Annotated in this window: 23 protein-coding genes and 1 pseudogene; 19 read left to right on the plus strand and 5 right to left on the minus strand. The window is 39.1% G+C overall.

Annotated features, from left to right (window positions below; translation table 11 throughout):
- The first annotated feature begins 105 nt into the window (after nucleotides 1-105).
- The 7 genes and pseudogenes from AC0IWT_RS17350 to AC0IWT_RS17380 all read left to right on the plus strand — a co-directional run bounded on the left by AC0IWT_RS17350 (nucleotide 106) and on the right by AC0IWT_RS17380 (nucleotide 5,129).
- Nucleotides 106-525, plus strand: coding sequence for a cobalamin B12-binding domain-containing protein (locus AC0IWT_RS17350; protein WP_056872738.1), 420 nt, complete (start codon nucleotides 106-108; stop codon nucleotides 523-525).
- Between the two features lie 3 nt (nucleotides 526-528).
- Complete coding sequence (locus AC0IWT_RS17355; protein WP_471798110.1) at nucleotides 529-1,308, plus strand: enoyl-CoA hydratase/isomerase family protein; 780 nt, start codon at nucleotides 529-531, stop codon at nucleotides 1,306-1,308.
- Between the two features lie 99 nt (nucleotides 1,309-1,407).
- Nucleotides 1,408-2,823 (plus strand): annotated as a pseudogene (locus tag AC0IWT_RS17360) (sigma-54-dependent transcriptional regulator).
- Between the two features lie 60 nt (nucleotides 2,824-2,883).
- On the plus strand, nucleotides 2,884-3,933 hold the full coding sequence (locus AC0IWT_RS17365) for an AI-2E family transporter (RefSeq protein ID WP_471798111.1): 1,050 nt from the start codon (nucleotides 2,884-2,886) through the stop codon (nucleotides 3,931-3,933).
- 71 nt (nucleotides 3,934-4,004) lie between these two features.
- On the plus strand, nucleotides 4,005-4,271 hold the full coding sequence (locus tag AC0IWT_RS17370) for a YtxH domain-containing protein (protein WP_056872734.1): 267 nt from the start codon (nucleotides 4,005-4,007) through the stop codon (nucleotides 4,269-4,271).
- A 53-nt stretch (nucleotides 4,272-4,324) separates the two neighbouring features.
- Nucleotides 4,325-4,705, plus strand: coding sequence for a phage holin family protein (locus AC0IWT_RS17375; RefSeq protein ID WP_471798112.1), 381 nt, complete (start codon nucleotides 4,325-4,327; stop codon nucleotides 4,703-4,705).
- Nucleotides 4,692-5,129 (plus strand): hypothetical protein, encoded by a 438-nt coding sequence (locus tag AC0IWT_RS17380; RefSeq protein ID WP_471798113.1) that lies wholly within the window; start codon nucleotides 4,692-4,694, stop codon nucleotides 5,127-5,129. The genes AC0IWT_RS17375 and AC0IWT_RS17380 overlap by 14 nt, the downstream gene beginning before the upstream one ends.
- A gap of 120 nt (nucleotides 5,130-5,249) precedes the next feature.
- Here the strand turns inward: AC0IWT_RS17380 and aspS are convergent, their stop codons facing one another.
- Both aspS and AC0IWT_RS17390 read right to left on the minus strand, forming a co-directional pair.
- On the minus strand, nucleotides 5,250-6,995 hold the full coding sequence (gene aspS, locus AC0IWT_RS17385; RefSeq protein ID WP_471798114.1) for an aspartate--tRNA ligase: 1,746 nt from the start codon (nucleotides 6,993-6,995) through the stop codon (nucleotides 5,250-5,252).
- Between the two features lie 113 nt (nucleotides 6,996-7,108).
- On the minus strand, nucleotides 7,109-7,513 hold the full coding sequence (locus AC0IWT_RS17390) for a nuclear transport factor 2 family protein (RefSeq protein ID WP_471798115.1): 405 nt from the start codon (nucleotides 7,511-7,513) through the stop codon (nucleotides 7,109-7,111).
- Between the two features lie 401 nt (nucleotides 7,514-7,914).
- Here AC0IWT_RS17390 and AC0IWT_RS17395 point away from each other — a divergent pair, with 401 nt between their 5' ends.
- The 6 genes from AC0IWT_RS17395 (at nucleotide 7,915) to AC0IWT_RS17420 (ending at nucleotide 12,507) form a co-directional block, all read left to right on the plus strand.
- Nucleotides 7,915-8,424: an RNA polymerase sigma factor gene (locus tag AC0IWT_RS17395; protein WP_056872754.1), complete on the plus strand. Its 510-nt coding sequence runs from the start codon at nucleotides 7,915-7,917 to the stop codon at nucleotides 8,422-8,424.
- A complete protein-coding gene (locus AC0IWT_RS17400; protein ID WP_471798116.1) occupies nucleotides 8,417-8,947 on the plus strand; it encodes a hypothetical protein in 531 nt (176 codons plus the stop codon). The genes AC0IWT_RS17395 and AC0IWT_RS17400 overlap by 8 nt, the downstream gene beginning before the upstream one ends.
- A gap of 81 nt (nucleotides 8,948-9,028) precedes the next feature.
- On the plus strand, nucleotides 9,029-10,315 hold the full coding sequence (locus AC0IWT_RS17405; RefSeq protein ID WP_471798117.1) for a hypothetical protein: 1,287 nt from the start codon (nucleotides 9,029-9,031) through the stop codon (nucleotides 10,313-10,315).
- A gap of 70 nt (nucleotides 10,316-10,385) precedes the next feature.
- Entirely contained in the window at nucleotides 10,386-10,943 is a 558-nt protein-coding gene (locus AC0IWT_RS17410; protein WP_471798118.1) for a TlpA family protein disulfide reductase, read from the plus strand.
- 80 nt (nucleotides 10,944-11,023) lie between these two features.
- Nucleotides 11,024-11,800 carry a TerC family protein gene (locus AC0IWT_RS17415; protein WP_471798119.1) on the plus strand — a complete coding sequence of 259 codons (777 nt, stop codon included), beginning with the start codon at nucleotides 11,024-11,026 and terminating at the stop codon, nucleotides 11,798-11,800.
- A 59-nt stretch (nucleotides 11,801-11,859) separates the two neighbouring features.
- Nucleotides 11,860-12,507 (plus strand): Pr6Pr family membrane protein, encoded by a 648-nt coding sequence (locus AC0IWT_RS17420; protein ID WP_471798120.1) that lies wholly within the window; start codon nucleotides 11,860-11,862, stop codon nucleotides 12,505-12,507.
- Here the strand turns inward: AC0IWT_RS17420 and AC0IWT_RS17425 are convergent.
- The gene (locus tag AC0IWT_RS17425; protein ID WP_471798121.1) at nucleotides 12,485-13,375 is read right to left on the minus strand and encodes a bestrophin family protein; all 891 of its coding nucleotides are present in this window, start codon (nucleotides 13,373-13,375) and stop codon (nucleotides 12,485-12,487) included. The genes AC0IWT_RS17420 and AC0IWT_RS17425 overlap by 23 nt on opposite strands.
- A gap of 134 nt (nucleotides 13,376-13,509) precedes the next feature.
- Here AC0IWT_RS17425 and AC0IWT_RS17430 point away from each other — a divergent pair, with 134 nt between their 5' ends.
- Entirely contained in the window at nucleotides 13,510-15,033 is a 1,524-nt protein-coding gene (locus tag AC0IWT_RS17430; RefSeq protein WP_471798122.1) for an MFS transporter, read from the plus strand.
- 3 nt (nucleotides 15,034-15,036) lie between these two features.
- Complete coding sequence (locus AC0IWT_RS17435; protein ID WP_471798123.1) at nucleotides 15,037-15,273, plus strand: DUF6814 family protein; 237 nt, start codon at nucleotides 15,037-15,039, stop codon at nucleotides 15,271-15,273.
- Nucleotides 15,274-15,318: 45 nt separating this feature from the next.
- Here the strand turns inward: AC0IWT_RS17435 and AC0IWT_RS17440 are convergent, their stop codons facing one another.
- Together AC0IWT_RS17440 and AC0IWT_RS17445 are read right to left on the minus strand one after the other, a co-directional pair.
- Nucleotides 15,319-16,503, minus strand: coding sequence for a class I SAM-dependent rRNA methyltransferase (locus tag AC0IWT_RS17440; RefSeq protein ID WP_471798124.1), 1,185 nt, complete (start codon nucleotides 16,501-16,503; stop codon nucleotides 15,319-15,321).
- Nucleotides 16,504-16,578: 75 nt separating this feature from the next.
- Nucleotides 16,579-17,613, minus strand: coding sequence for a LacI family DNA-binding transcriptional regulator (locus AC0IWT_RS17445; protein ID WP_056872722.1), 1,035 nt, complete (start codon nucleotides 17,611-17,613; stop codon nucleotides 16,579-16,581).
- A gap of 251 nt (nucleotides 17,614-17,864) precedes the next feature.
- Here AC0IWT_RS17445 and AC0IWT_RS17450 point away from each other — a divergent pair, with 251 nt between their 5' ends.
- The 4 genes from AC0IWT_RS17450 to AC0IWT_RS17465 all read left to right on the plus strand — a co-directional run bounded on the left by AC0IWT_RS17450 (nucleotide 17,865) and on the right by AC0IWT_RS17465 (nucleotide 24,749).
- Nucleotides 17,865-21,071 carry a SusC/RagA family TonB-linked outer membrane protein gene (locus AC0IWT_RS17450; RefSeq protein WP_471798125.1) on the plus strand — a complete coding sequence of 1,069 codons (3,207 nt, stop codon included), beginning with the start codon at nucleotides 17,865-17,867 and terminating at the stop codon, nucleotides 21,069-21,071.
- Nucleotides 21,072-21,090: 19 nt separating this feature from the next.
- Nucleotides 21,091-22,881 carry a RagB/SusD family nutrient uptake outer membrane protein gene (locus AC0IWT_RS17455; protein WP_056872720.1) on the plus strand — a complete coding sequence of 597 codons (1,791 nt, stop codon included), beginning with the start codon at nucleotides 21,091-21,093 and terminating at the stop codon, nucleotides 22,879-22,881.
- 93 nt (nucleotides 22,882-22,974) lie between these two features.
- Nucleotides 22,975-24,012, plus strand: a complete 1,038-nt coding sequence (locus AC0IWT_RS17460; protein ID WP_471798126.1) for a pectinesterase family protein — start codon at nucleotides 22,975-22,977, stop codon at nucleotides 24,010-24,012.
- Nucleotides 24,009-24,749: a rhamnogalacturonan acetylesterase gene (locus AC0IWT_RS17465; protein WP_471798127.1), complete on the plus strand. Its 741-nt coding sequence runs from the start codon at nucleotides 24,009-24,011 to the stop codon at nucleotides 24,747-24,749. Before AC0IWT_RS17460 ends, AC0IWT_RS17465 begins: the two co-directional genes overlap by 4 nt.
- Nucleotides 24,750-24,818 lie beyond the last annotated feature (69 nt).

Raw genomic sequence — 24,818 nt, forward strand, 5'->3', positions numbered from 1 at the left:
AATTAGGAATGCAAATGTAAAAATATTAGTGCAATTCTGGTTGTTTTGCTTAATGATTAATTTGAATTGCAAAATCGATACATTTACACCAACTTAATATTCAATATGAGCAAAATATTAAACCGCCCAATTCGTGTTTTAGTGGCAAAAGTTGGGCTTGATGGCCACGATCGGGGCGCTAAAGTTATCGCTACATCACTTCGGGATGCTGGAATGGAAGTAATTTACACTGGTTTGCGCCAAACCCCTGAAATGGTCGTAAACACGGCACTGCAGGAAGATGTAGACGCTATTGGAATCTCCATCCTGTCTGGCGCACACATGACAGTTTTTCCAAAAATCATCCATTTTATGAAAGAAAAACAACTTGATGATGTTTTGCTAACAGGTGGAGGAATTATTCCCGAAGGAGATAGACAGAAACTTGCTGAATTGGGCGTTGGTGAGTTGTTTCCGCCAGGCACAACGATGGCTAGTATCGTAGAATACATTAAAAACTGGGTTACAGAAAACAGAAATTTTTAAGTTATGGCATATCAGAATCTATTATCAGAAGTTAAAGAAAACATTCTTTACGTTACCATAAATCGGGAAAAAGCATTAAATGCCTTAAATAAAGAAACGCTGAGCGAACTGGCTGATGTAATCGCTTATGCCGAACAAAGTGAAGATGTGAGTGGCGTTATTATTACCGGAGCAGGAGAAAAAGCCTTTGTTGCCGGCGCAGATATTAAAGAGTTCTCAAATTACAGTGGTAAACAAGGAGAAGAATTGGCAAGGCATGGCCACGAAACTGTTTTTAATGCCATTGAAAATTCTTCCAAAGTTTTTATTGCTGCCGTTAACGGTTTCGCACTCGGCGGCGGACTCGAGTTAGCAATGGCCTGCCACATCAGGATTGCATCAGAACATGCAAAATTGGGTTTGCCTGAAGTTACCTTAGGATTAATTCCGGGTTACGGCGGCACGCAACGCCTAACACAATTGGTTGGAAAAGGAAAGGCGATAGAAATGATAACCACTGCCAATATGGTTACGGCCGCCGTTGCCGAACAAATTGGACTTGTAAATTATGTGGTGCCACAGGCAGAATTAATCGGCAAAGCCGAAGAAATACTGAGTGCGGTTAAACAACGAGCGCCACTTGCTGTAGCTGCGGCCATTAAGTCGGTTATTGCCTCATTAAATGGACGTAATGGCTACGCAACGGAAATTGAGCAGTTTGGAAAATGCTTTGAAACGGCAGACTTTAAAGAAGGTGTATCAGCGTTTACGGAAAAACGAAAGCCGCTGTTTTCTGGCAGATAACATTTTGTCTGATTAATTCGAGCGTATTTTGCCAAAGTGTAGAAAAAATTTCCCAATAAGGAATATTTTCTTTACTTATGTACTCCAATGTCCTAACACATTAAAAAGAAAATATTAATTGTAGACGATGAAGTAAATATTGGGCTTTTGCTATCAAAATTTTTGACTAGGAATGGCTTCAATGTCGCTAATACAATTACGGGTAGTTCCGCTATGAATATTCTTTCTAAAGATACCTTTGATTTGGTGCTGTGCGACTACCGGCTTGATGATACGGACGGGCGTGAGATACTCATTAAAATTAAAGAAAATTACCCAACAACCGGCGTAATTATAATCACAGGCTATTCGGACATTAAGTTAGCTGTAGAGTTAATAAAGCTGGGCGCATACGATTACATTACCAAGCCTTTATATCCTGATGAGATTTTAAATACCATTAATAAAGCGCTCGAAACCCAGCGGGCACTCAATGAAAAAGTAGGGTCATCAAACAAAAACAATTCGCAATCAGAACCAGAGTACGCCAATCATACCGATTATATAGACGGGCAGAGTGAAGTATCGGCAACATTGCTGAAACAAATCCAGCTTATTGCGCCAACATCTTACAGTATCATTTTAACAGGCAAGAGTGGCACGGGAAAGGAATATGTAGCGAAAACAATTCACCTGAATAGTTTAAGGAAAGATAAGCCCTTTATTGCAATGGATTGTGGTTCTCTAACCAGGGAGCTCGCCGGAAGTGAATTCTTCGGGCATGAGAAAGGCTGATTTACCGGGGCGCTATACACTAAAATTGGCCATTTTGAGCAGGCTAATGGCGGTACACTTTTCTTAGACGAAATTGGAAACCTGTCTTACGAAATTCAGGCAACTTTGCTGAGAACGGTTCAGGAACGTAAAGTTAAACGAATTGGCAGCACTAAAGAGATTGATTTGGATGTTAGAATTATCGTAGCAACGAACGAAAATCTGGTCGAAAATATAGCGAAAGGTACATTTCGTGAGGATTTGTACCATCGTTTCAACGAATTTTCGATACACATTTCTTCCTTAAAGAAAAGAGGCAAAGATATTTTAGTGTTTGCAAACAAGTTCTTAGCTATTGCAAATGAAGAACTGAGTAAAGATATAAAGGGCTTTTCTGAAGGGGTAAAAAACTGCTTTTTAAATTATAGCTGGCCCGGTAATGTTCGCGAGTTGAAGAATGTAGTTAGGCGTGTAGCCTTGTTGAGCGATGGTAATGAAATTCAGGTTGATGTTTTGCCTCTGGAGCTTGCTAACTATGCCAAAGATTTCGACGGAGATAAGATATTAGATCAAGTTAAAGCTAAGTTTTCAGATAAGCTAAAAGATTTAAAAAACGCCGCACAGGAAGCCGAATACGACGCAATTTTGCGGGTATTAACGGAGGTAAACTTCAACAAAACAAAGGCAGCTCAGATTTTAAATATTGATAGAAAGACGCTTTATAATAAGATCAAAGCAATTCAAATCCAGGGCTTGGAATAAATCATTTAAAATCAAACAAAATACTACTTTTTGCTATTTAAAGAATACCAATAACTTATTATGTCGGTTTTCTCTTACAAGCAGCGCAACAACATTAATCTTGTTATTATAATTGCGCTTGGCTTATTGATCGCTTACTCACTTCAGGGAATCTTCAGTGCAATTTTAAGTACGCTTGTGCTCTACACAATAATGCGTCCGGGTTACATTTATCTGGCTGAAATTAAAGGATGGAACAAGAGGTTAACCGCTATACTTCTGATATTTATTTGTATCGTCCTTATTGTGCTCCCCTTTTATGCACTTAGCAGCATGGTTATCAGCAAAATATCTGAACTCAGAAATAATGAGATTTTTTTTAAAAATTTACTGGTTAAGCTGCAGCACCTTGTTCCTGTAAAGATAAACGAAAGCCTAATTCAGGATGGAATGAATAGAATCGGAAACTGGGCAACGCAACTTTTCCCTTCGCTTATATCCAGTGCTGTAAATATTATACTCAGTTTGCTGGTGATGTTCTTTTTATTGTACTTTATGTTAATCGAAAGAAAAACATTCGAATTATCGTTGATAAAATATGCACCTTTCAGAGAACAGAATGCACTGCGTTTTGGCGATGAAATGCGGAATACAACTTACGCAAATGTTCTGGGGCAGGGATTGATTTGTCTGGTACAGGGCTCTTTAGTAAGCTTATCTTTTTATGTTCTCGGCTACAAAGATCCGGTTTTTTGGGGGGTGATAACAACTTTTATCTCCTTTGTGCCCGTTTTGGGGCCTCCGGTAGTATTCGTTCCGGCGGCAATATTGCAAATTGCAAATGGAAATAATTTTGCGGGTTGGGCAATGTTAATTTTCGGCTTTGTGGTTATTATCAATATCGATAATGTGCTGAGATTTATTATTGCAAAAAAAGTTGGCAACATTCACCCCATCATCACGGTAATTGGCGTAATTATTGGTATTCCTTTATTCGGAATTTTAGGGCTGGTTTTCGGCCCGTTGCTACTTTCCTATTTTATCCTGCTCGTTAAAATTTACGAAACCAGTACACTCGCATCAGAAAGATTGGAAAGAATTAAAACAAATAACGAGCATAATGAGTTATAATTTATAGCTTAACGATAAAATAATATAGCACAGTTATATTGTAAATGTTAAACCCTTAAAATACATTAATTATGAATGATAACTCGAAAGTTGTAGTTGCCCTATTAGCGGGATTAGCTGCCGGAGCTGCTTTAGGAATTTTGTTTGCACCTGAAAAAGGTGATGAAACCCGCGACAAGTTAAGTCAATCGCTTAAAGATCTTGGTGATTCTATCAGAGATAAAGCTGCCGATGAAATCAATAACTTATCAAGCTTAAAAGATAAGGTTGTTGATTCTATTAAAACGAAATTGAGAAGTGTAGAGGAAGAATATAGTGACGACGTAGAGCACGCATAACAAAATATAACTAACCGGATACTTTGGGTATCCGGTTAAATTTCATCTGAATTATGCAGGAAAATAAAGATAAAAGTTTAGAAGATCTGGTAGATGATGCCAAGGGCTTTTTAGAAGCCAGGGTAGAGTACACAAGGCTTTACCTCTTAGAAAAGGCATCGAAAATATTTGCTGATTTAGTAACCAGTACCGCGGTTATTGTTTGCTTTATACTGGCTTTTTTATTTGGCTCGGTAACACTCGCACTTTACCTTTCGGATTTGTTGAACAGTTACGCAGGAGGTTTTGGGTGTGTTTCTCTAATCTATATCCTATTGGCTGTAATCGTCTATTTAACCAAAGATAAATACATTGAAAAGGCAATTATAAACGTTGCCATAAGAAAGTATTTTGATAAACTTGCAGATAAGGAGGAAGAGGATGAGAAGTTATAAAACAGTAAGAAACCTTGATGATTTGCTGGCCAAAAAACTGGAACTGAAAGTAGAGTATACGCTAAAGCAAAATATGCTTAAGGCAGATGCGAAAAACTTTCTTCATCAGTTTACGCTTGGCTCCCTTATAAAAAGGTATGCAACGCCGAATAATCTTTTTAAGGTTGATGATAAACTAAATTTAAGCGGCACCGCAATGTCTTTGTTGCTACCGATGTTTATGAACAAAACCTTATTTAGAGGTGCTGGCTTTTTAACCAAAGCTGCGGTTGGTTTGGTTTCGGGAAAAGTTGGAAAATCACTCGACGCAGAGCATATTTCAGCAATCTTTAATTCTGTAAAAGGTTTTTTTACTAAGAAGACAGAGAAAAAAGCTAAGAAATTTGTTGATTATGGTATTCCGCCAGATAGTGAAACGTACTAGCTTAATTGCTTGGATAAGAAACCATAAAAATATTAAAAGCCACTTAACGTAAAGATAAGTGGCTTTTTTGTGTATTGTCCGTACTTGTAATTTTCACTATTGCGTAATGCGAAACGAAATTTACAAATCGGTTTTAATTTTAAGTTCTTTCAATTGCTTGTCGTCAATTGTACTCGGACTATCAATCATTACATCTCTGCCTGAGTTATTTTTTGGGAAAGCAATTACATCCCGGATTGAATCTAAACCTGCAAAAATTGAGGTTAAGCGATCGAAACCAAAAGCGATACCGCCATGCGGTGGTGCACCAAATTCGAAAGCATCCATTAAGAAACCAAATTGCTTTTGCGCTTCTTCTGCACTAAAACCCAAATGTTTAAACATCAATGCCTGTAATTCTCTATCATGGATACGGATTGAGCCTCCACCAATTTCAGTTCCGTTTATAACCATATCATACGCATTTGCACGAACGTTTTTCGGGTCGGTATCTAACAAGGTGATATCTTCCGGTTTTGGCGAAGTAAAAGGATGGTGCATTGCATGGTAACGTTCAGTTTCTTCATCCCACTCTAAAAGCGGAAAATCTAAAACCCAAAGTGCCGAAAATGTATTTTTATCGCGTAGGCCCAAACGGTTGCCCATCTCTAAGCGAAGCTCGTTAAGCTGCTTACGCACTTTATCTGTTGAACCGGCCAGGATTAAAATTAAATCGCCTTTTTCAGTGTTAAATGCCTTACTCCATTGTTGCAAGTCTTCTTCGTTAAAGAATTTATCTACAGATGATTTAATTGTTCCATCTTCATTGTGGCGGGCATAAATTAAGCCAGTGGCGCCAATTTGCGGTCGTTTTATAAAATCTGTAAGTTCATCTACTTGTTTACGGGTGTAGTTTGCGGCGCCTTTTGCGTTAATGCCTACAACCAGTTCGGCGTTATCAAACACAGGAAACCCTTTGCCTTTTACTAAATCGTTAAGCTCAACAAACTTCATGTCGAAACGTGTATCCGGTTTATCAGATCCATATAAACGCATGGCATCTGCATATTGCATACGCGGCACTTCCGGCAAGTCGTAATCACGTACTTCTTTAAAAAGCGTACGAATTAAACCTTCAAAAGTGTTTAGAATATCTTCTTGTTCGATAAAAGACATCTCGCAATCGATTTGCGTAAATTCAGGCTGACGATCGGCCCTTAAATCTTCATCTCTAAAACATTTAACAATCTGGAAATACCTGTCGAAGCCGGAAACCATAAGCAGTTGCTTAAAAGTTTGCGGCGATTGAGGCAGAGCATAAAACTCGCCGGCATTCATACGGCTTGGTACCACAAAATCTCTGGCGCCTTCCGGTGTAGATTTTATTAAAACCGGCGTTTCTACTTCGATAAAGTTTAAGGCATCGAGATAACGGCGAACAGATTGAGCCATTTTATGGCGCAAAACGAGGTTATTGCGAACCGGGTTACGGCGCAAATCCAGGTAGCGGTATTTCATCCTTAACTCATCACCGCCATCAGTTTCATCATCAATTAGAAATGGTGGCAATTTTGCAGCGTTTAAAACCTCTAGTGCGGAAATTTTGATTTCCACATCACCGGTTGACATTTTTGGATTTTTATTGCTCCGTTCTACAACTGTACCCGTTGCTTTAATTACAAACTCCCGGCCTAAGGTTCGGGCGGCTTCGCAAAGTGAACGATTATCATCCATGTTAAAAACCAACTGGGTAATACCATAACGATCGCGAATGTCTATAAAAGTCATGCCGCCTAAATCTCTTGATTTTTGTACCCAACCACACAGGGTTACACTGTCGCCCAAATTTTGAAGGCTTAATGCACCGCAAGTTACTGTTCTTAACATATTTGTAATTCTAAATTAAGCGGCAAAAATACCGATTTTGTTTTAAAGTTAGGCAGGGAAGATTTAACGATTTTTTTTAGTCAAAGCCCGGTACTAAAAACGGCTCGCAGACATTAATATTTCTCTTCTAAAACGACTTCGACAGCAACAACGCTCCATTCATTGCCGGTATTTCGCCAATGAAAAACTTCTTCTGTTTGGATGGTTTGTTTTTTGGAGAACAGCAACAATTTTGGCTTGATGTTAATTGATTTCCGGGCAACTTTTTCTGTGAAAACATCGCCTTCGATGGATGATTTTATTCTGTACTGACTTGTTTCAATTCTTTTGGTTCTGCTAAAATATTTTCTTACCTCTTCTGCAAATGCGCTTTTATCGAGCTTGGTTTGGTCTGCCTGCGTATAGGTAAGCGAATCATCAAAAATTGATAATAAAGTAGCCAAATCTTTGCTTTCCAAAGCAGAGTTTGCCTTTTTATGTAATGCGTTTATGTTAGTGATTATTAAATCGGTTTCCATGGTATGAAGTTAATTCTTTGTTTCAGGGATTTCAAATTTATGATGAATTGATAGCTCCTTTTAATAACATTTTTTGATAGTTGAAAGGTTTTGGTTTTGGGAATTAACCTTTATTAAATAAACCCGATTGGCGGGAAAATACTTTTTCGCAGCGAATTTGCATTCTATAACAGGTTATTTGATAAAAAGTATTGTACCAAAAGCGGGACTAATGTAGCCAAGTAAGCAGTGTATTTGCTTTGCTAATTATTAAATCCGGCCTTTTGCGGGCATATGGAACTTTCTTTGGTTTTTTTTATACCTTGATGCAACGTTTTAAAATCCCTTATGTCTTATAATCAGAATTCGAAATTTTGGAAGCCGTTTACGTAGATAAAAACCTGGAACTTGTAAAAGAGTGCATGCGTGGCAGCAGAGCAGCACAGTTTGACTTGTACAAACTGTATGCGAAAGCGATGTATAATGTAGCGCTGCGGATTTTGAATTACGAGGAAGAGGCGGAAGATGTTTTGCAGGAATCTTTTCTGGATGCTTTTACCAGAATTGTAGATTTTAGGCAGGAAACTACCTTCGGATTGTGGTTAAAACAAATTGTGATAAACAAATCGATTAACTACCTCCGCAAGCGGAAATTTGAATTTGTGAGTACTGATGAAATATCGGAAGTACCGGATGAGGTTACCGCCGATGAGTATGAGATGCAATTGCAGGCCGGTGAGATTAGGCAAGCCATTACACAGCTGCCAGATGGTTACAGGGTGGTATTAAGTTTGTATCTGTTGGAAGGCTATGACCATGAAGAGATAGCACATATTTTAAAAATTAGTGAAAATACAAGCCGTACACAATACATGCGGGCAAAGAAAAAGTTAAAAGGCATATTAGAATTGAAAGGGATGAGCGATGAATAATAGATTAGAAACCTTTGTTAAGGAAAATCGAAAAGATTTCGATGTTTTCGAGCCATCGGCAAGCCTTTGGGCAAAAATTGAAACTGGGCTGGATAGCAAGAAGAAAGAAAAAAAGTCGGTAAAGCTGTATTTATGGATGAGTGCAGCGGCGGCTATAATAGTTGTTTTCGGTTTAGTTTGGCTATACGCAGGAAAGGCAAGAAATCACGATTTAGAAATCGCAGATGTTAACGCTGCGGCAGCACAAAAAGAAATTCAGTTTGCAAGTTTGATTACTGAAAAAAGGGATAGCCTTGCAATTTTTGCCTCTGCAAATCCGGATTTATACAAAAAGTTTACTGATGATTTAAAGAAACTTGATGAAGATTATGAAAGGTTAAAAGCCGAGCTGCCTACCACGCCAAACCAGGTGTTTGTAGTAAAGGCAATGGTTAAAAACCGCGAAATACAGTTAAACTTATTAAAACAACAATTGCTGATTATTAATCAGGTTGACGATTACAAAAAAGTTAATCAGATATAGTAAACATGCGCTCACCACATTTATTTTGCTATGAACCGGTCGGCAGGTTTTGAGCGGCTAAATGTTTAAAATTAACAACACATGAAAACAATAAAAATTATTTTAGCCATTGTGGCTTTCATCGCCGTAAAAGCAAATGCCCAACAAGTTGTGGCCTTTGCACCTGCAGAAACTTATGCAGTAAATACCGTAACAAATACTAAAATAAATGCTGGTATTGGCAGTTCGATTAATATTGAGACTGGCAGTGATGCAGAACGGACCAAAACTTTTAGCAAAACTTTTAGCGTAGATAATAGCGACAAGATAAGCCTTAACAACCAGTACGGTTCTATGAGCATTAAAACCTGGGATAGAAAAGAGGTTAAAGTTGATGTGGAGATTAAAGCTTACAGCAATTCTGATAAAGATGTTCAGAAGCTGATTGATGAGGTGAGTATCGACGCCAATAAATCTGGCGACCTGGTTTCAGTTAAAACAAACATGGGCGATAGAGATGGTAATTATGGCCGGAAATTAAGAAACGGCGTAACCACCTGGAGACGGGAAATTAAAGTTAATTATGTTGTTTACATGCCTTCGGTAAATGCTTTAAGCGCTCAACAGGAATATGGTAGTATAGACCTCGGAGATTTTTCGGGACCAACATCGTTGAAAGTGCAATATGGTAATATAACTGCGGGTAGTTTAACCAATAGCAACAATTACCTATCTGTAGAATATGGCAAAATGACGGTGCAAAACTTAAATGCAGCCGTGGTTAAGCATGAATACGGTGGTGGCGTTAACATTGGCTCAGTTGGTACCCTGCAGTTAGATGCCGAATATGTTCCGGTAAATGTTAACACGATATCAAAATCAGCAAATATTAAAATTCAATACGGAGCTGGTTTAACTGTTGGCAGCATAGCTGGTAATTTGTTGCTTAACAGCGAATATGCGAAGGTTAACATTAATAGCATAAAAGGAAATACCGTTATTAAACAAAGTTACAGCAGTTTAACACTTGCCAGTGTTGGTAAACTTTCACTTAAAACCGAATATACCAATGTTACCGTGGGCAGCCTAAATGGCGATGCATTAATTGATATGGATTACAACCGCTTAAGTGTGAATGAGATTACGCCAGCTTGCAGAAACTTTACCTTTACGGGTGAGTATGCAAGCATAGGCCTTGGGTTTGCAAGCAATTACAACGCAAACTTCAACATTTCTACAACTTATGCGGGCTTTAAATATGGCTCAAGCGTTTCATCTAAACTGGTTAGTGATGATGATGAAAACAAAAAATATAGTGGCAAAATTGGCAGCGGCGGCTCGGCTAACGTTAACATCAAAACCGAATATGGTGCTGTAACTTTTAAATAAAATTTTCAGGTAAAACACAATATCAGGTTCTGCCAGTTGTTTTGGCAGGACTTTTTTTATATTTAACTTAATGAAGCATTGCCTGTACATCACTTTTATTTTTCTTGCTTTTTACGCGAGGGCGCAAAATGCCCCCGTTAAGTGGGCCACCCAGGGGACTTTTTTTGAAGAACTGACTGGAAAACTTTTGCCTGATTTTTCGGGCGAGACACTAAACGGAAAATTTTTTTCCAAAAAGAACTTACAAAATCAAATTGTTGTAATCAATTTCTGGTTTGAGGAATGTCCGCCTTGTGTTAAAGAAATGCCAACGCTAAATAGGTTAGTTGAGGAGTATAAAAAAGACAATGTGAGGTTCATCGCCATTACTTATGACGAGCGCAAGAAAGCCAGGAAATTTCAAAGAAAAACGGGGTTTAAATACGAAATAATTTGCTTAACAAAAGACGAAATCCGAAAGCTTAATATTAACCATGGTTACCCTTCAAATATTCTTGTTGGCCGCAACGGTAAAATAATTAAAGCAATAAGTGCAATTTCCTTTACGGATGAGGTAGAGAAAATCAAAGCGCAAACTGTGGATTTTGATTTAAAGCTTAAGAATGAAATTATAAATTCAGGGAAGTAGAAACAATCAGGCATTTTTCTATGTTGGTTAATTTGGATAAGGTTTTTTTATATCTTCGCCTATCAGACTTATAATTTTTTATGGATTTTTTAGCAACACCGGAAGCCTGGATTTCTTTACTAACCCTAACTGTTTTAGAAATTGTTCTGGGTATTGATAACATTGTTTTTATATCCATACTTTCAGGAAAACTGCCGGCTCATCAGCAAAAAAAAGGCAGGCAGTTGGGGCTGGGCCTTGCTATGATTACCCGTGTTTTATTGTTGCTATCGTTAACCTGGATAATGACACTAACCACACCTTTGTTTAACATCGGCAGTTGGGTTGGGGTTACCAACGGCGAATGGTTTGAGAAACTTGCAATTTCTGGCCGCGATTTAATTTTAATCGTTGGTGGATTATTCCTTATTTATAAAAGTACACACGAGATCCATAACAAACTGGAAGGTGAGGAAGATGTAGAAGGTGGCGGTAAAGCACATTCTTTTTGGGCAACCATTGTTCAAATTTTACTGCTCGATATCGTCTTTTCTCTAGATTCTGTAATTACCGCAGTTGGCATGGCCGACCATATCGAAATCATGATTGCTGCGGTTATTATTGCGGTTATCATTATGATGTTTTCGGCCGGGGCAATAAGTGATTTTGTTAACAACCATCCTACGGTTAAAATGCTGGCGCTGTCGTTTTTATTGTTGATAGGCGTTTCACTTCTTGCCGAAGGGTTAGATCAGCACATTCCAAAGGGATACGTTTATTTTGCAATGGCATTTTCTGTTTTAGTAGAAATGCTAAATCTGAAAATGAAGAAGAACAGTAAAAAACCAGTAAAACTTAGAAGTTCGCCTAAGGAATAGGTTTTAGTATTGCATAATTGCGAAGCCTTATCGCTGGCAATCGTTACCAAACTTAATTTATGGCTGATATTTCCGCTAAAAAGGCATTCACTATTTTCTCAGCGCTAATTGTCTGGCTCGCTTTGCTAATCCAGTTTAAGGTTAGTTTAAAGTTAGCCAATGGCGATTACGTTGCGACAATTAAGCTGCTGCTCGCTTTTTTCACGATTTTAACAAACCTTTTGGTAGCAATTTGCTTTACCGTTGTATCGTTTTTGCCTAAGCGAAGGATTGGGATTTTTTTCTCAAAAACATCAACCACGACAGCGCTTACGGTATACATTCTGGTTGTTGCCATAATTTACAATCTGTTGTTGCGGGGTCTTTTGTCGCCGGTTGGCTGGGCCCGTGTATCTGATGAACTATTGCACGTTGTTTCGCCACTTATTTTCCTCGTGTTCTGGGTTTTCTTTGTCGAGAAATCTTGCTTAAGCTATAGCTCTGCTATTAAATGGCTTATTTATCCAATGCTTTATATATTCTTTATCCTGATAAGGGGATATTTTGTCCATAATTATCCTTATCCCTTTATTGATGTGGTAACCCTAGGCTATACCAAGGCGCTCATCAATGCTTCGATGATTGTAATTTTCTTTTGGCTGCTGTCTTTACTGCTGATTTTTATCGGCAAAAAATTTCCCGGCGCTAAAGAACGTACTCTTCGTTAATTGGCTTTACCGGTTCAGGGATATCCTGTTCTTCGAGCATTTGCAACAAGTTAATTTCGATAGTTCTGGTAATTTGATTTAAAGGCACACCAGCAGAATTGTTTTCGAAGGGATTTACCAAACTCATTCCGTTTATTTGGGTTGATACGAAGACAAAGCCAATTAACCAGCCTAAAAATATGGATGAAATACCTGCAGACTGGCTGATAACCAAAGTAAACGTTACCACAAATAACCAGATAAATACTTTTGTTAAATAGCTGTATGTTGTTGGGAAAATCGTGTTTTTAATGCGCTCACTCATACCCATTGAATCAGAAAAGCGGGTTAACATCTCATTAATTTCCATAAAGCGAAAACCATCAATTGCACCGAGTTTTGAAAGTATTTGTAAATCTCGAGATTGTATGTTTAAAAGTGCGTTATGCGCATTCGTGTGCTTTGCAATTTCTTTTAAATCTTCTTCCGTTAAATATTTGGTGTGAATTTCATCTACCGCTCCGCGAAGGCTGGCTTTTAAAGCATAGAGAAAACCGATGTGTCGGCAAACCATCCGTTTAACGATAACATCTTCTCCATCCACATAATTAATTAAGGCCCTGGTATAAGATCTGGAATCGTTAACCAAAGCGCCCCAGATTTTTCTGGCTTCCCACCACCGGTCGTAGGCCTGGTTATTATTGAAACCGATAAAAAATGCTATCGCAGTTCCTAAAACGGTTGGTATAATGGTTGGTATTTCAAAATGATGGGCAATTAAATAAGCCCTGACGAAGTAAGCTGCAGTGCAGGAGGCAATCATAATTAAATCGACCTTCCATGTGTTTCTTAATATTCTTGTTAATCTAATATTCTGTATTAAAAGCATAAGTTTGGTTTTCCGTATGAAAATACAAAACTACAGCAGAAATGTTTTATTTGTAACATTTTAAATCGTTCGGTTTGCCTCTGATTAATTTTGGCCGAAATGTTTATCTTAGAAAACCAAATATTCCCACTTACATGAGCGAAACACTGCCGAAAAATAATATTTTCAAAGTTATAGGTGCATCATCTTTAGGAACTTTGATAGAATGGTACGATTTTTACATTTTCGGCAGTTTAGCAGTAATAATCGGGCATCAGTTATTTCCTGAAGATGCCGGAGCTTCAGCGCTGATAAATACGCTTGCTATTTTCGCTGCAGGTTTTATTGTTAGGCCATTTGGAGCACTTGTTTTCGGGAGGCTTGGCGATTTAATTGGCCGGAAATATACCTTTCTGCTCACCCTGGTATTAATGGGTGGCTCAACTTTTCTTATCGGCCTTATCCCATCATATAAAACCATTGGCTATGCGGCGCCTATTCTCGTTCTTATTTTAAGGCTTGTGCAGGGCCTGGCGCTTGGAGGCGAATATGGCGGCGCAGCAACGTACGTAGCAGAGCATGCACCAAAGAACAGGCGGGGTTTTTTTACCAGCTGGATTCAAACTACGGCAACGCTCGGTTTATTCCTCTCTCTCGGCATAATCGTTATTACCAAGAATATTTTGGGCGCCGAAAATTTTGCTGATTGGGGCTGGCGGGTGCCATTCTTGCTGTCGATTGTGTTGGTTGGCGTTTCGATTTATATACGCATGAAAATGCATGAATCTCCTATGTTTTCCAAGTTAAAGTCGGAGGGGAAGGTTTCCAAGAATCCATTGAAAGAGAGTTTTAATAATAAGGCTAACTTTAAAATGGTTTTGCTTGCTCTTTTTGGCGCTACAATGGGGCAGGGCGTTATCTGGTACACCGGCCAGTTTTATGCACAATCGTTTTTGGAGAACACATGCAAGCTCGAGTTTAACGATTCGAGGTATATTCTACTTTGGGGAATAGCTTTTGCCACACCTTTTTTTGTGGTTTTTGGCGCCTGGAGTGATAAAGTTGGGCGGAAATGGATTATGCTAACCGGAATGCTTTTAGGCATAATCTTTTACAGGCCAATTTACAAAACCTTTTTAAGCGATACCAGTGAAGAAAACTTTGCTAAAAATGAACTGGTTTCAAAGATTCAAGGCTCGCCGGTATTTGTTGCCGTGCCAAACTCTAACGATACCCTAAGAACTGTAGAAACCAAGTTTTCTTTTAAAGATGGCTCTGGTTATTCGAAGGTGATAACGGATACTGTTTCGCTTTCGAAAGTTTTTCAGCGAGGAACCGAAGTAGTTAAAAATAAGATTTTACCGGAACCGATTTTCTGGAAGTTTGTTGGGCTGGTATTCTTTCAGATTTTATTGGTTACTATGGTTTACGGGCCAATTGCTGCATTTTTGGTCGAACTTTTTCCAACAAAAATCCGCTACACTTCAATGTCCTTACCTTATCATATCGGCAACGGTGTATTTGGAGGTCTGGTTCCGTTTATTGCTACACTTATTGCAAGCTTTGAAGGTTCTACGCCACTTTCAGGCCTTTGGTATCCAATTGGCATTGCAGCATTAAGTCTTGTAATCGGAACCATTTATTTATCGAACAAAAGAGACGAAAAGCTAAACGATTAAATTATGAACACGATAAAAAGATTTTTGGGTTTATGCTGGATAGCTTTAGGGCCAATTGCAATGACTTTCTTAATTATTCAGGCGATAAACAAAGTTGGTTTAACGCATACAGAAATCGAGCGAACTAACGCCATTCTACAATGGGGCATCATCATTTTCATATTTTTCCCAATATGCTTAGGTTTAATGATTTTCGGTTATTATGCGTTTAAAGGCGAGTACGAAAAACTTAAAAGTTAGCTTTTAAAGGGCTGAAAACAAACGCTGCGAAACAGTTCGACGATTTTACAAAACCCGTAGTAACAAACCTTTTAAATATTCTCCTTCGGAGAAGGAAATGCGAACAGGGTGATCCTCAGGTTGGCAAAATTGTTTTATAATCTGAACTTCTTTTCCGGCATCGAGTGCAGCCCAGGCAATAATTTGCTTAAAAGTTTCGATATCAACCGCACCGGAACAAGAAAATGTAGCCAGCAAGCCGCCCGGTTTTAGCAGTAACATGCCGAGTCTGTTCAAATCTTTGTACGCCCTTGCAGCTCTATCTAATGCCGAACGGGACGGTGCGTATTTTGGTGGATCTAAAACAATAACATCAAATAATTCTCCCGATTCTCTAAAAGCACGGAGTTGTTTATTAACGTCAGATTGTATGGTAGTTACTTTTGCGGCCTCAAATTTATTAAGGTCAATATTTTGTTTCAGCGTATCAATAGCCAAAGCAGAACTGTCTACACTGGTAACGGCTTCAGCACCATTTGCCAAACTATTTAAGCTGAAACCTCCACTATAACTGAAACAATCTAAAACCTTTTTGCCTTTTGTGTAGCTTGCTAAAATTTTCCGGTTATCACGCTGATCGCAATAAAAACCAGATTTTTGGCCTTCGGCGATATTGATGTTGTAAACAATTCCATTCTCTTTTACTTCCAGGAATTCTGGTGGATTTTCACCCCACAAAAGTCCGTTTTCAATTGGTAAACCTTCATGCCCGCGAGCGGTTGCATCACTTTTATCAAAAATTCCTTTTGGATTAAGCTCGCTTCTAAGAATTTCAACAATGTCGGTTTTTACCTTTTCAATACCCGAACTTAGAATTTGAAGGGACAAAAAATCAGCATACTTATCTACAATTAAGCCGGGTAAAAAATCAGCTTCGGAGAAAACCAGTCGGCAGGTATTTGTTTCTTCTGTCAATATAAATTTCCGCGAAGCGATGGCTTGTTTTAAACGATTTTGATACCAGTTGCGATCTATAACCTGCTTTTCATCCCAGTCCAGCAGGCGCACCGCTACGCGTGAATTGCTGTTAAAGTAGCCGTAACCTAAAAATTCATTGTCGAAGGCGAACACCTTCACAACATCACCATCTTCGGGTTTTCCTTTAACTTTTTCTAAAGCACCAGAGAATACCCACGGATGCCTTTGTATTGCTGCTTTTTCTTTGCCCTTTTTTAAGATGATATCTACCATTGTGCAAAGGTAATAATTACTTTTCAGTGTGTAAGTAAGCCAGGCGTCCTACTAAAGGTATGTTTGATGGAAAATTTAAAGAAATCGGTTGCCCAGGTTTTTTTGCATCCTAACCAGTTCTGTGTCTAAAATTTTGGTTTCAAACTCCGTAACTGGTCGTTTGGCTTCAATCATGGAAATTAATAGTTCCGTTGCAACCTGGCCAATTTCGAAAGCGGGCTGTTTAACTGTAGTTAACGAAGGACTAAATAATTCTACCAGATTTGAATTTGTAAAACCTGCAATGGCAATTTTATGAGCAACCTCCGGATTCGTTTTCTTCAGGGCCATAATGCAGCCGGTCGTTAACCTATCGCTCGAAATGAAAATCCCATCGGGTTTAAGCGGTAGAAGTTGCTTAACAGCATGTTCCAGTTCTGCGCTGTGCATACCCCCATGCTGACAAAATTTAACAAGTTCCTCATTAAATTCGATATGATATTTGGCCAAAGCGGCTTTATAACCTTCCAGCCTTTCTTTAGTGTTTGATAAAGTTTCAGAATTGGTTAGGTGTGCAATCGTCCTTTTTCCTGAGAGAATAAGATGTTCAGTTGCATCGAATGAGCCTTTAAAATTATTGGCGATAACTTTATGTGTTTCGAAATTATCAGGCACTCTGTCGAAAAATACAATCGGTAAGCCTTTTGCGTACAAATCTCTCAGGTAATCAATGTCCTGCGTTTCTGATGAAAGGGCAATCAATAAACCATCAATTGACCGGGAGGCAAGGTGCTCAACGTTCAGTTTTTCCTGTTCATGGGATTCGTGGCTTTGTGAAATAATTACGTGGTAATCGTTGGCGTAAGCAATTGATTCGATACCGTTAATAACCTGAGAAAAGAAATTGTTGGCTATTTCACTTACGATAATTCCTATCGAATAACTGCGGCGCTCCTTCAAACTGCGGGCAATCGGGTTTGCACGGTAATTTACCTTTTCTGCATAGGCTAAAACGATCTTTTTTGTTTCATCACTGATTTCGTAACGGTCTCTTAAAGCCCTGGAAACCGTAGATGTGGAAAGTCCGAGGGCTTTAGCAATGTCTTTTATGGTCGATGTTTCAAATCTCATTTTACGAACTTGCCCACAATTTACAAAAAATATATCTACAAGGCCGCCCAATGGCTATTTTTAATAAACGTCTGAAGTACGTTTTTGGGAACGATTGCACAGTTTTTTAACTAAAATGACCGTCAAGACATTTTTAGTTTGTAAAATTGTTACACTATAAAACCAAATATTAACGATGAATATTCTCTTTAACTAAGAATAATATTCTACATGCGAGCGATTGCATGAATCAAATCAAATTCAGATATGTTATGAGCAGAATTCTACTTTTACTCACTCTTTTTACTTTTTATTTCGGCCTGGCCGGGGCGCAGACCAGGCAGGTTTCTGGAACAGTTTCAGAGAAAGGCGGCGAAACCATACCAGGTGTTAGCGTTTTAATTAAAGGAACTAAAACGGGTACCCAAACAGACGATAATGGAAGGTTTTCAATAACGGTTTCACCGGGCGCTGTTTTGGTGTTTAATTATGTTGGTTACACGTCTAAAGAGCTAGCGGTTGGAAGCCAAACAAGCTTAAAGGTACTTTTAGAATCGAATTCTACTGATTTGGAAGAAGTTGTTGCCATTGGATACGCAACGGTAAACCGTAGAGATTTAACCGGGTCGGTATCTTCGGTCGGCGCTAAGCAATTGAAAGATATACCGAACAACTCTCTGGCAGAAGCAATTTCCGGACGATTGGCTGGTGTTCAAATTACCGTTTCTGAAGGTACCCCAAATGCCACTGCGCAAATTAGAGTACGGGGTGGCGGTTCGATTACACAAGATAACACGCCTTTATATGTTGTTGATGGTGTGCAGGTAGAAAACGCACTCTCGGTTTTATCTCCGCAGGATATCGAAAGTATCGACGTTTTAAAAGACGCATCGGCAACAGCCATTTACGGTTCGCGTGGCGCTAACGGTGTGGTGCTTATCACAACAAAAGGCGGTCGGGAAATGAAAACAACCATCAACTATAACGGCTTGGTTGGTTTTAGGCAGTTGGCGAATAAACTTGAGGTATTGAACCCTTACGACTTTGTGAAATATCAGTACGAGGCAAGTCGTGGTAATGCAACAAGCGAGAGTTTGTATGCTGGTTATTATGGCACTTTCAATGATTTGGAAAGCTATAAAAGCACCCCTTTTGTAGATTGGCAGGAAGAATTATTTGGCAGAAATGCTTTAATGCAAACCCACAATGTTAGCGTTACCGGTGGAGATGCAAAATCTACCTTTAATTTAAGTGTAACTTCAAATACTGAAGATGGTGTAATGCTTGCTTCTGATTTCGACAGAAAGCTAATAAACTTCAAATTCGACCATAAATTTAATGATAAACTAAAAGTTGGTTTTAATGTACGCTATAACAATACCGTTGTAAACGGCGCTGGAACGAGTAGCGAAGGTTCATCATCTTTAAACAGGTTACGCCAGGCTGTAAAATATCGTCCGTTACTGGTTAAAGGTCAGGATATTTACGCTTACGACCCGGATTATGCCAGTGAAACAAACGGAAACAGTTTATCACTTGTAAATCCATTATTATTAAATGAGGCAGAGTATAAAAAGGCATTTACAAATGTTACCAACTTTAACGGGTATTTTAACTATAGCATCTACAAAGGCATCTCTTTTAAAAGTACATTAGGTGTAGATTTTAATAATAACAGAACGAATGTATTTAATGATATCATCACAAACGAATCAAGATTAGTTGGCTCTTCACAGCCAATTGCATCAATTGCAACATCTAACCGCCAAACCATTAACAATTCAAATGTGCTTTCGTACACAAACTCGGGATCAAAAACTGAGTTTAGTAAACACCACAGCATTGATGCCTTAATCGGTCAGGAACTTTATCAGGATAAAATTCAGGCGTACTATACCGAAAACAGGTTATTTCCCATTGGGATAACTGCTGAACGGGCTTTGGCAAACATGTCTTTGGGTACAACTCCTGCCGGAGCAGCAACATCAAGCGATTTAACAGCAAGATTATTCTCGGTGTTTAGCAGATTTAATTATTCATTCGATAAAAAATACCTGCTAACCTTAACCATGCGTGCCGATGGGTCTTCAAAATTTGCTGAAGGAAACAAATGGGGTTACTTCCCTTCAGGTTCAGTAGCATGGAGAATTTCGGATGAAAAGTTCATGGAAAAGTTTAAGAATTCAATCAGCCTGAATGATTTAAAGTTAAGGGTAAGTTATGGCGAAGCTGGGAACAACCGTATCTCTGATTTTTTATACACAACGCAGTTTAAGCCAAATGCTTTTTACGATATAAATAACACTTTGGTAACGGCGTTGGTTGCAACGGAACTGGCTAACCCGAACCTGAAATGGGAAACTACAATATCGCGAAACATTGGCTTGGATGCAGGTTTCTTGAACAATAGACTCCAATTCTCACTCGATTTGTATAGTAATAAAACTAATGGCCTGCTTGTAAATAATCCGTTTCCATCAACCAGCGGATATGCCTTCCAATTGCAGAATATTGGTTCTACAAGCAACAAAGGGATAGAATTTCAAATTAACGGAACCCCTGTGCAGACTAAAAATTTCTCGTGGTCTACTAATTTCAACATTTCATTTAATAAAAACCGGGTCGAAAGCCTTGGCGATTACCAAAAGTCTTTCTTGATTAATTCTGGTTGGGCAGGAACAAACGTACCAGCCGATTATCAGGTGGCAGTTGGGCAGGCCGTTGGTAAAATGTATGGATTGGTAACCGATGGTTTTTACAAAATAGAAGATTTTAACTACGCTAATGGCGCTTATACTTTAAAACCAGGTGTTCCCAATAACTCCAGTGTTACTTCTTTGGTGCCAAAACCTGGTGTAATTAAATTTAAAGATCTAAATGGCGATGGCATTGTCGACATAACTAATGACCGGACAATTATTGGAGATGCCAATCCTAAATTTACCGGTGGTTTTAATCAGTCATTTACCTACAAAAACTTCGACTTAAATGTGTTTGTAAACTTCCAGGTTGGCAATGATATTTTAAATGCCAATAAACTGGAGTTTACAAGCGGCTATACAGCGAACGGAAATTTACTGGCAACTATGAACGGCAGATGGCGAAACGTAAATGATCAGGGCGTTGTAGTTACAGACCCGGGAGAATTAGCGGCTTTGAATGCAAACGCTACCTTATGGAGCCCGTTAACAAGCAACAGTTCTTTCTTCGTTAATTCTTACGCTGTAGAAGATGGCTCGTTTCTGAGAATAAACAACATCACCCTGGGATATACTTTGCCAGCTGATTTACTAAAAAGATTTAAGATCAACAGAATGCGCTTGTACGCTACAGTTAACAATCTTGCAGTTATAACAAACTACTCCGGCTACGACCCAGAAGTGAACACCCGCCGTGCTACCGGTACAACTCCGGGTGTAGATTACTCGGCTTACCCAAGAAGCAGGGCATTTATTTTCGGCCTAAACTTTACGCTATAACATTCTAATTAGAGCAACAATGAAAACTAATTTAAAACTTATTATAAGCGGACTTTTTATCACCGCAACCATCTTCACGATATCTTCCTGCAAGAAATTTTTAGAAGTAGAACCTATTTCATCATTCGGTAACGACTATGTTTTTAGCAACGTTACCAATGCACAAAAAGCACTTTTAGGTGTTTACTCATCACTTGGTGGCGACCAGGGCTATGGAATTCGTTTAAGTATGTATTACCCTTACGATAGTGATGAAATGATGGGGCAAGGCGGAACGCCGTATCCTGATAATGAAAGAAGGGACATTGCGCACTATAACGTGCAACCTGCAAATACTCAACTTGCCGGGCCATTTAATCAGTTGTACGTAGGCATCGAAAGGGCTAATATCTGCATCGATAACATTCCGAAAATGGATGCATATACTAACGGTAGCGCATCAGACCAGAAAGAATTAAAGAGATTGTATGGCGAAGCGTTAGCTTTAAGGGCACAATTTTATTTCGAAGTGGTAAGAAACTGGGGCGATGTTCCTGCTCAGTTTACTTCATCAATTAATGTTTCAGACCCTTACAACGCAAGAACAGACAGAGATACAATTTACAACCGAATTATTAGAGATTTAGCAATCGCGGCGCCGCTGGTACCTTGGCGCACAGAATCTTCGGTTACAAGCGACAGGATGAGCCAGGGCGCCATCAGAGCTTTGCGTGCCAGATATGCACTTTTTCGTGGCGGATATTCTTTAAGACAGGATAAAACCATGAAACGTAATGCCGATTACAAAACATTCTATCAAATCGCGAGAGATGAATGTGCAATTATTATGGCAAGACCTGATCATAAACTTAACCCAAGTTTTCAATCGGTTTTTAAAGATGGTGTTAATGCACATAAATTTGAAGCTAACGGGGAAGTTTTATGGGAAGTGGGTATGACGGGCGGAAGCTCTGGTGTTGGAGATAGTAAATTAGGCTATTATAACGGCCCACGACAATTCACCGTGCCAACGCCGGGTACCACTGCCGTAGGTAATGCTGCGCTAACAATTCTCCCGACATATTTCTACGCTTTTGATGCAAACGACAGAAGACGCGACGTAACTTGTGCACCTTACGATATCAACCTGGATATGACTTTACGTCCGCGTAGTTTAGTAACCATGCTCGATGGTAAATTTAGAAGAGACTGGCAAGTTCCATCGGTTACAACCAGCGCATCACAGTATTTCGGTGTTAACTGGCCGGTTATCCGCTACGCTGATGTGTTGCTGATGTTTGCTGAAGCAGATAATGAATTGAATTCGGGGCCGTCTGCAGTTGCTAAATCTGCGTTTGAACAGGTAAGAACACGCGGGTTTGGCGGCAACGCTGCTTTAATAGGTACAACACCTTCAGATTACCTGGGTTTCTTTAACGCAATTGTTAAAGAACGTCAATTCGAATTCGGCGGCGAAGGAATTAGAAAATACGACTTGATTAGATGGAATTTACTTTCGACTAAAATTGCAGAAACCAAGGCGAATTTGGCTTTAATGGTTGCCAAAGCTGCACCTTACAACAATTTGCCAGCAACCATGTATTACACCCCAAATCAACCTACTGTTGTTTGGTTAAATTCATTTTATGCACCCTCGCCTGCAGCGCCGGCTGGCTCGGCAAGCGTGGCCTGGAACGCAACTACAATTAATACAACATTACTGGCCTACTATGCAGTTGCCTTTACTCCGAATAAAAGCGAATTGCTTCCTTTACCTCAGTCGGTTATTGATGCAAACCCTAAATTGGGCGGACAATTGTACGGTTATTAGTCGGTAAGTTAACAGAACAAAAAATTAGAGGGCGATGTAATTATCGCCCTTTTGCATTTAATAATTTAATAAATTGCTTCACAAATCTCCGCTATGCCCATTATCAACAAACGATTATTTATCTGGAACCTAAGTTTCATCTTGATCTTTATCAGCGGTTTAAGCATTCGCTCCAACGCTCAAAACCGGCTGTATCCGGCTGAGATTACCGTAGATAAAAATGGTAATGGCGATTATAAAACCATACAGGAAGCAATAAACTCGATTCGTGATTTGGGAGAGAAAGAGATCAAGATTTTTGTAAAAAAAGGCACCTATAAAGAGAAGGTAATCATCCCTTCATGGAAAACAAAAATCCATTTAATCGGCGAAAGCAAAGAAAGCACGATTATTACCTTTGATGATTATTCAGGAAAATTGATTTCTTCAGGTAAGGATGCTTTCGGATTGAACAAGTTTTCAACCTATACCTCTTACACATTTTTGGTGCAGGCAAACGATATTTTTTTAGAAAATTTGACCATTGCAAATGTTTCCGGACGGGTTGGCCAGGCCGTTGCACTCCATATTGAGGGTGATAGATTTGTGGCTAATAACTGCAACTTTTTAGGTAATCAGGACACGTTATTTGCGGCTGGCGAGAACAGTCGCCAGTTTTATGCCAACTGTTTTATCGAAGGTACTACCGACTTTATCTTTGGAAAGGCAACGGCGCTTTTTGAAAATTGTACCATTAAGAGCTTAGCTAATTCTTACATCACGGCTGCGGCTACTTCGTCAAATCAAAAGTTTGGACTAGTTTTTATTAGTTGTAGGCTTATCGCTGCCGAAGGGATTGATAAGGTTTTTTTAGGTAGACCATGGAGGCCTTTTGCAAAAACTGTTTTCATTGCTTCAAATTTGGGCAACCACATTGTTGCTGAAGGCTGGAATCCATGGAAAGGTGATGCGATGTTTCCTGATAAAGAAAAAACTGCTTTCTACGCAGAATATAAAAATACCGGCCTAGGTGCTGATGCAAAAAATCGGGTTTTTTGGGCTAAACAGCTAACCGGTAAAGAAGCGAAACTTTACACAATTCAAAATATTTTAGCAGGAACTGATAATTGGAACCCAAAAAAATTAAAATGAAAAAAGTGATATTCAATATTGCTGCTGTGGCGGTAATGGTCGTTTTGGGTGCATTCAGTTTCATCCAGCGAAAAACTACCCTGTTCATCATTGGCGATTCTACTGCAGCAAATAAACAACCCAAAGCCTACCCGGAAACAGGTTGGGGTATGGAATTACAATCGTTTTTTAAAGCTGATGTTGTAGTTGATAACCGGGCATTGAACGGAAGGAGCACGAAATCGTTCAAAGCTGAAAAACAATGGGAGGCGGTTTTGGAAAAGCTCGTTCCCGGCGACTATGTCTTGATAGAATTCGGGCATAACGATGAAAAGATTGATAAACCTGGAACTGGCACATCCCTACAAGAATTTAAGGCCAACCTTGTCAACTATGTTCAGGAAGCAAGGAGCAAAAAGGCAATCCCGGTACTGCTTACGCCAATTGCGAGGAGAAGTTTTAAACAGGGAGTTTTAGCAGATACTCACGGCGGTTATCCTGGTGTTACCCGGAAACTTGCCGATTCTTTAAAGGTTCCTTTAATTGATATGCTGATTAAAACGGAGCGATTACTGACTAATCTCGGTGATTTGGGTTCAATAAAACTATTCAACTATGTTGATTCTGGTCATGTAAATTATCCTGCCGGGAAAAAAGATGATACACATTTGAGTCCGTATGGGGCAAAACAAATTGCCGCTTTGGTGGTGCAAGGAATTACAGAACAACATTTGAATTTGGCAAAAAAACTCAAATAAATTTCCCATTACATCATTTCGACCTTTTGGAGAAACCTCTGAATTTGATTTAACAATTCAAAGATTTCT

The organism is Pedobacter sp. AC464, from assembly GCF_979253075.1.

What these genes read in the sequence shown, in the direction of transcription:
- AC0IWT_RS17380 (WP_471798113.1), top strand. Translation starts at nt 4,692, where the DNA reads ATGAGAAGTTATAAAACAGTAAGAAACCTTGATGATTTGCTGGCCAAA.
- AC0IWT_RS17370 (WP_056872734.1), top strand. Translation starts at nt 4,005, where the DNA reads ATGAATGATAACTCGAAAGTTGTAGTTGCCCTATTAGCGGGATTAGCT.
- AC0IWT_RS17445 (WP_056872722.1), bottom strand. Translation starts at nt 17,613, where the DNA reads ATGAGATTTGAAACATCGACCATAAAAGACATTGCTAAAGCCCTCGGA.
- AC0IWT_RS17395 (WP_056872754.1), top strand. Translation starts at nt 7,915, where the DNA reads ATGCGTGGCAGCAGAGCAGCACAGTTTGACTTGTACAAACTGTATGCG.
- AC0IWT_RS17450 (WP_471798125.1), top strand. Translation starts at nt 17,865, where the DNA reads ATGAGCAGAATTCTACTTTTACTCACTCTTTTTACTTTTTATTTCGGC.
- AC0IWT_RS17400 (WP_471798116.1), top strand. Translation starts at nt 8,417, where the DNA reads ATGAATAATAGATTAGAAACCTTTGTTAAGGAAAATCGAAAAGATTTC.
- AC0IWT_RS17455 (WP_056872720.1), top strand. Translation starts at nt 21,091, where the DNA reads ATGAAAACTAATTTAAAACTTATTATAAGCGGACTTTTTATCACCGCA.
- AC0IWT_RS17375 (WP_471798112.1), top strand. Translation starts at nt 4,325, where the DNA reads ATGCAGGAAAATAAAGATAAAAGTTTAGAAGATCTGGTAGATGATGCC.
- AC0IWT_RS17415 (WP_471798119.1), top strand. Translation starts at nt 11,024, where the DNA reads ATGGATTTTTTAGCAACACCGGAAGCCTGGATTTCTTTACTAACCCTA.
- AC0IWT_RS17435 (WP_471798123.1), top strand. Translation starts at nt 15,037, where the DNA reads ATGAACACGATAAAAAGATTTTTGGGTTTATGCTGGATAGCTTTAGGG.
- AC0IWT_RS17405 (WP_471798117.1), top strand. Translation starts at nt 9,029, where the DNA reads ATGAAAACAATAAAAATTATTTTAGCCATTGTGGCTTTCATCGCCGTA.
- AC0IWT_RS17355 (WP_471798110.1), top strand. Translation starts at nt 529, where the DNA reads ATGGCATATCAGAATCTATTATCAGAAGTTAAAGAAAACATTCTTTAC.
- AC0IWT_RS17350 (WP_056872738.1), top strand. Translation starts at nt 106, where the DNA reads ATGAGCAAAATATTAAACCGCCCAATTCGTGTTTTAGTGGCAAAAGTT.
- AC0IWT_RS17425 (WP_471798121.1), bottom strand. Translation starts at nt 13,375, where the DNA reads ATGCTTTTAATACAGAATATTAGATTAACAAGAATATTAAGAAACACA.
- AC0IWT_RS17390 (WP_471798115.1), bottom strand. Translation starts at nt 7,513, where the DNA reads ATGGAAACCGATTTAATAATCACTAACATAAACGCATTACATAAAAAG.
- aspS (WP_471798114.1), bottom strand. Translation starts at nt 6,995, where the DNA reads ATGTTAAGAACAGTAACTTGCGGTGCATTAAGCCTTCAAAATTTGGGC.
- AC0IWT_RS17430 (WP_471798122.1), top strand. Translation starts at nt 13,510, where the DNA reads ATGAGCGAAACACTGCCGAAAAATAATATTTTCAAAGTTATAGGTGCA.
- AC0IWT_RS17410 (WP_471798118.1), top strand. Translation starts at nt 10,386, where the DNA reads ATGAAGCATTGCCTGTACATCACTTTTATTTTTCTTGCTTTTTACGCG.
- AC0IWT_RS17420 (WP_471798120.1), top strand. Translation starts at nt 11,860, where the DNA reads ATGGCTGATATTTCCGCTAAAAAGGCATTCACTATTTTCTCAGCGCTA.
- AC0IWT_RS17460 (WP_471798126.1), top strand. Translation starts at nt 22,975, where the DNA reads ATGCCCATTATCAACAAACGATTATTTATCTGGAACCTAAGTTTCATC.
- AC0IWT_RS17365 (WP_471798111.1), top strand. Translation starts at nt 2,884, where the DNA reads ATGTCGGTTTTCTCTTACAAGCAGCGCAACAACATTAATCTTGTTATT.
- AC0IWT_RS17465 (WP_471798127.1), top strand. Translation starts at nt 24,009, where the DNA reads ATGAAAAAAGTGATATTCAATATTGCTGCTGTGGCGGTAATGGTCGTT.
- AC0IWT_RS17440 (WP_471798124.1), bottom strand. Translation starts at nt 16,503, where the DNA reads ATGGTAGATATCATCTTAAAAAAGGGCAAAGAAAAAGCAGCAATACAA.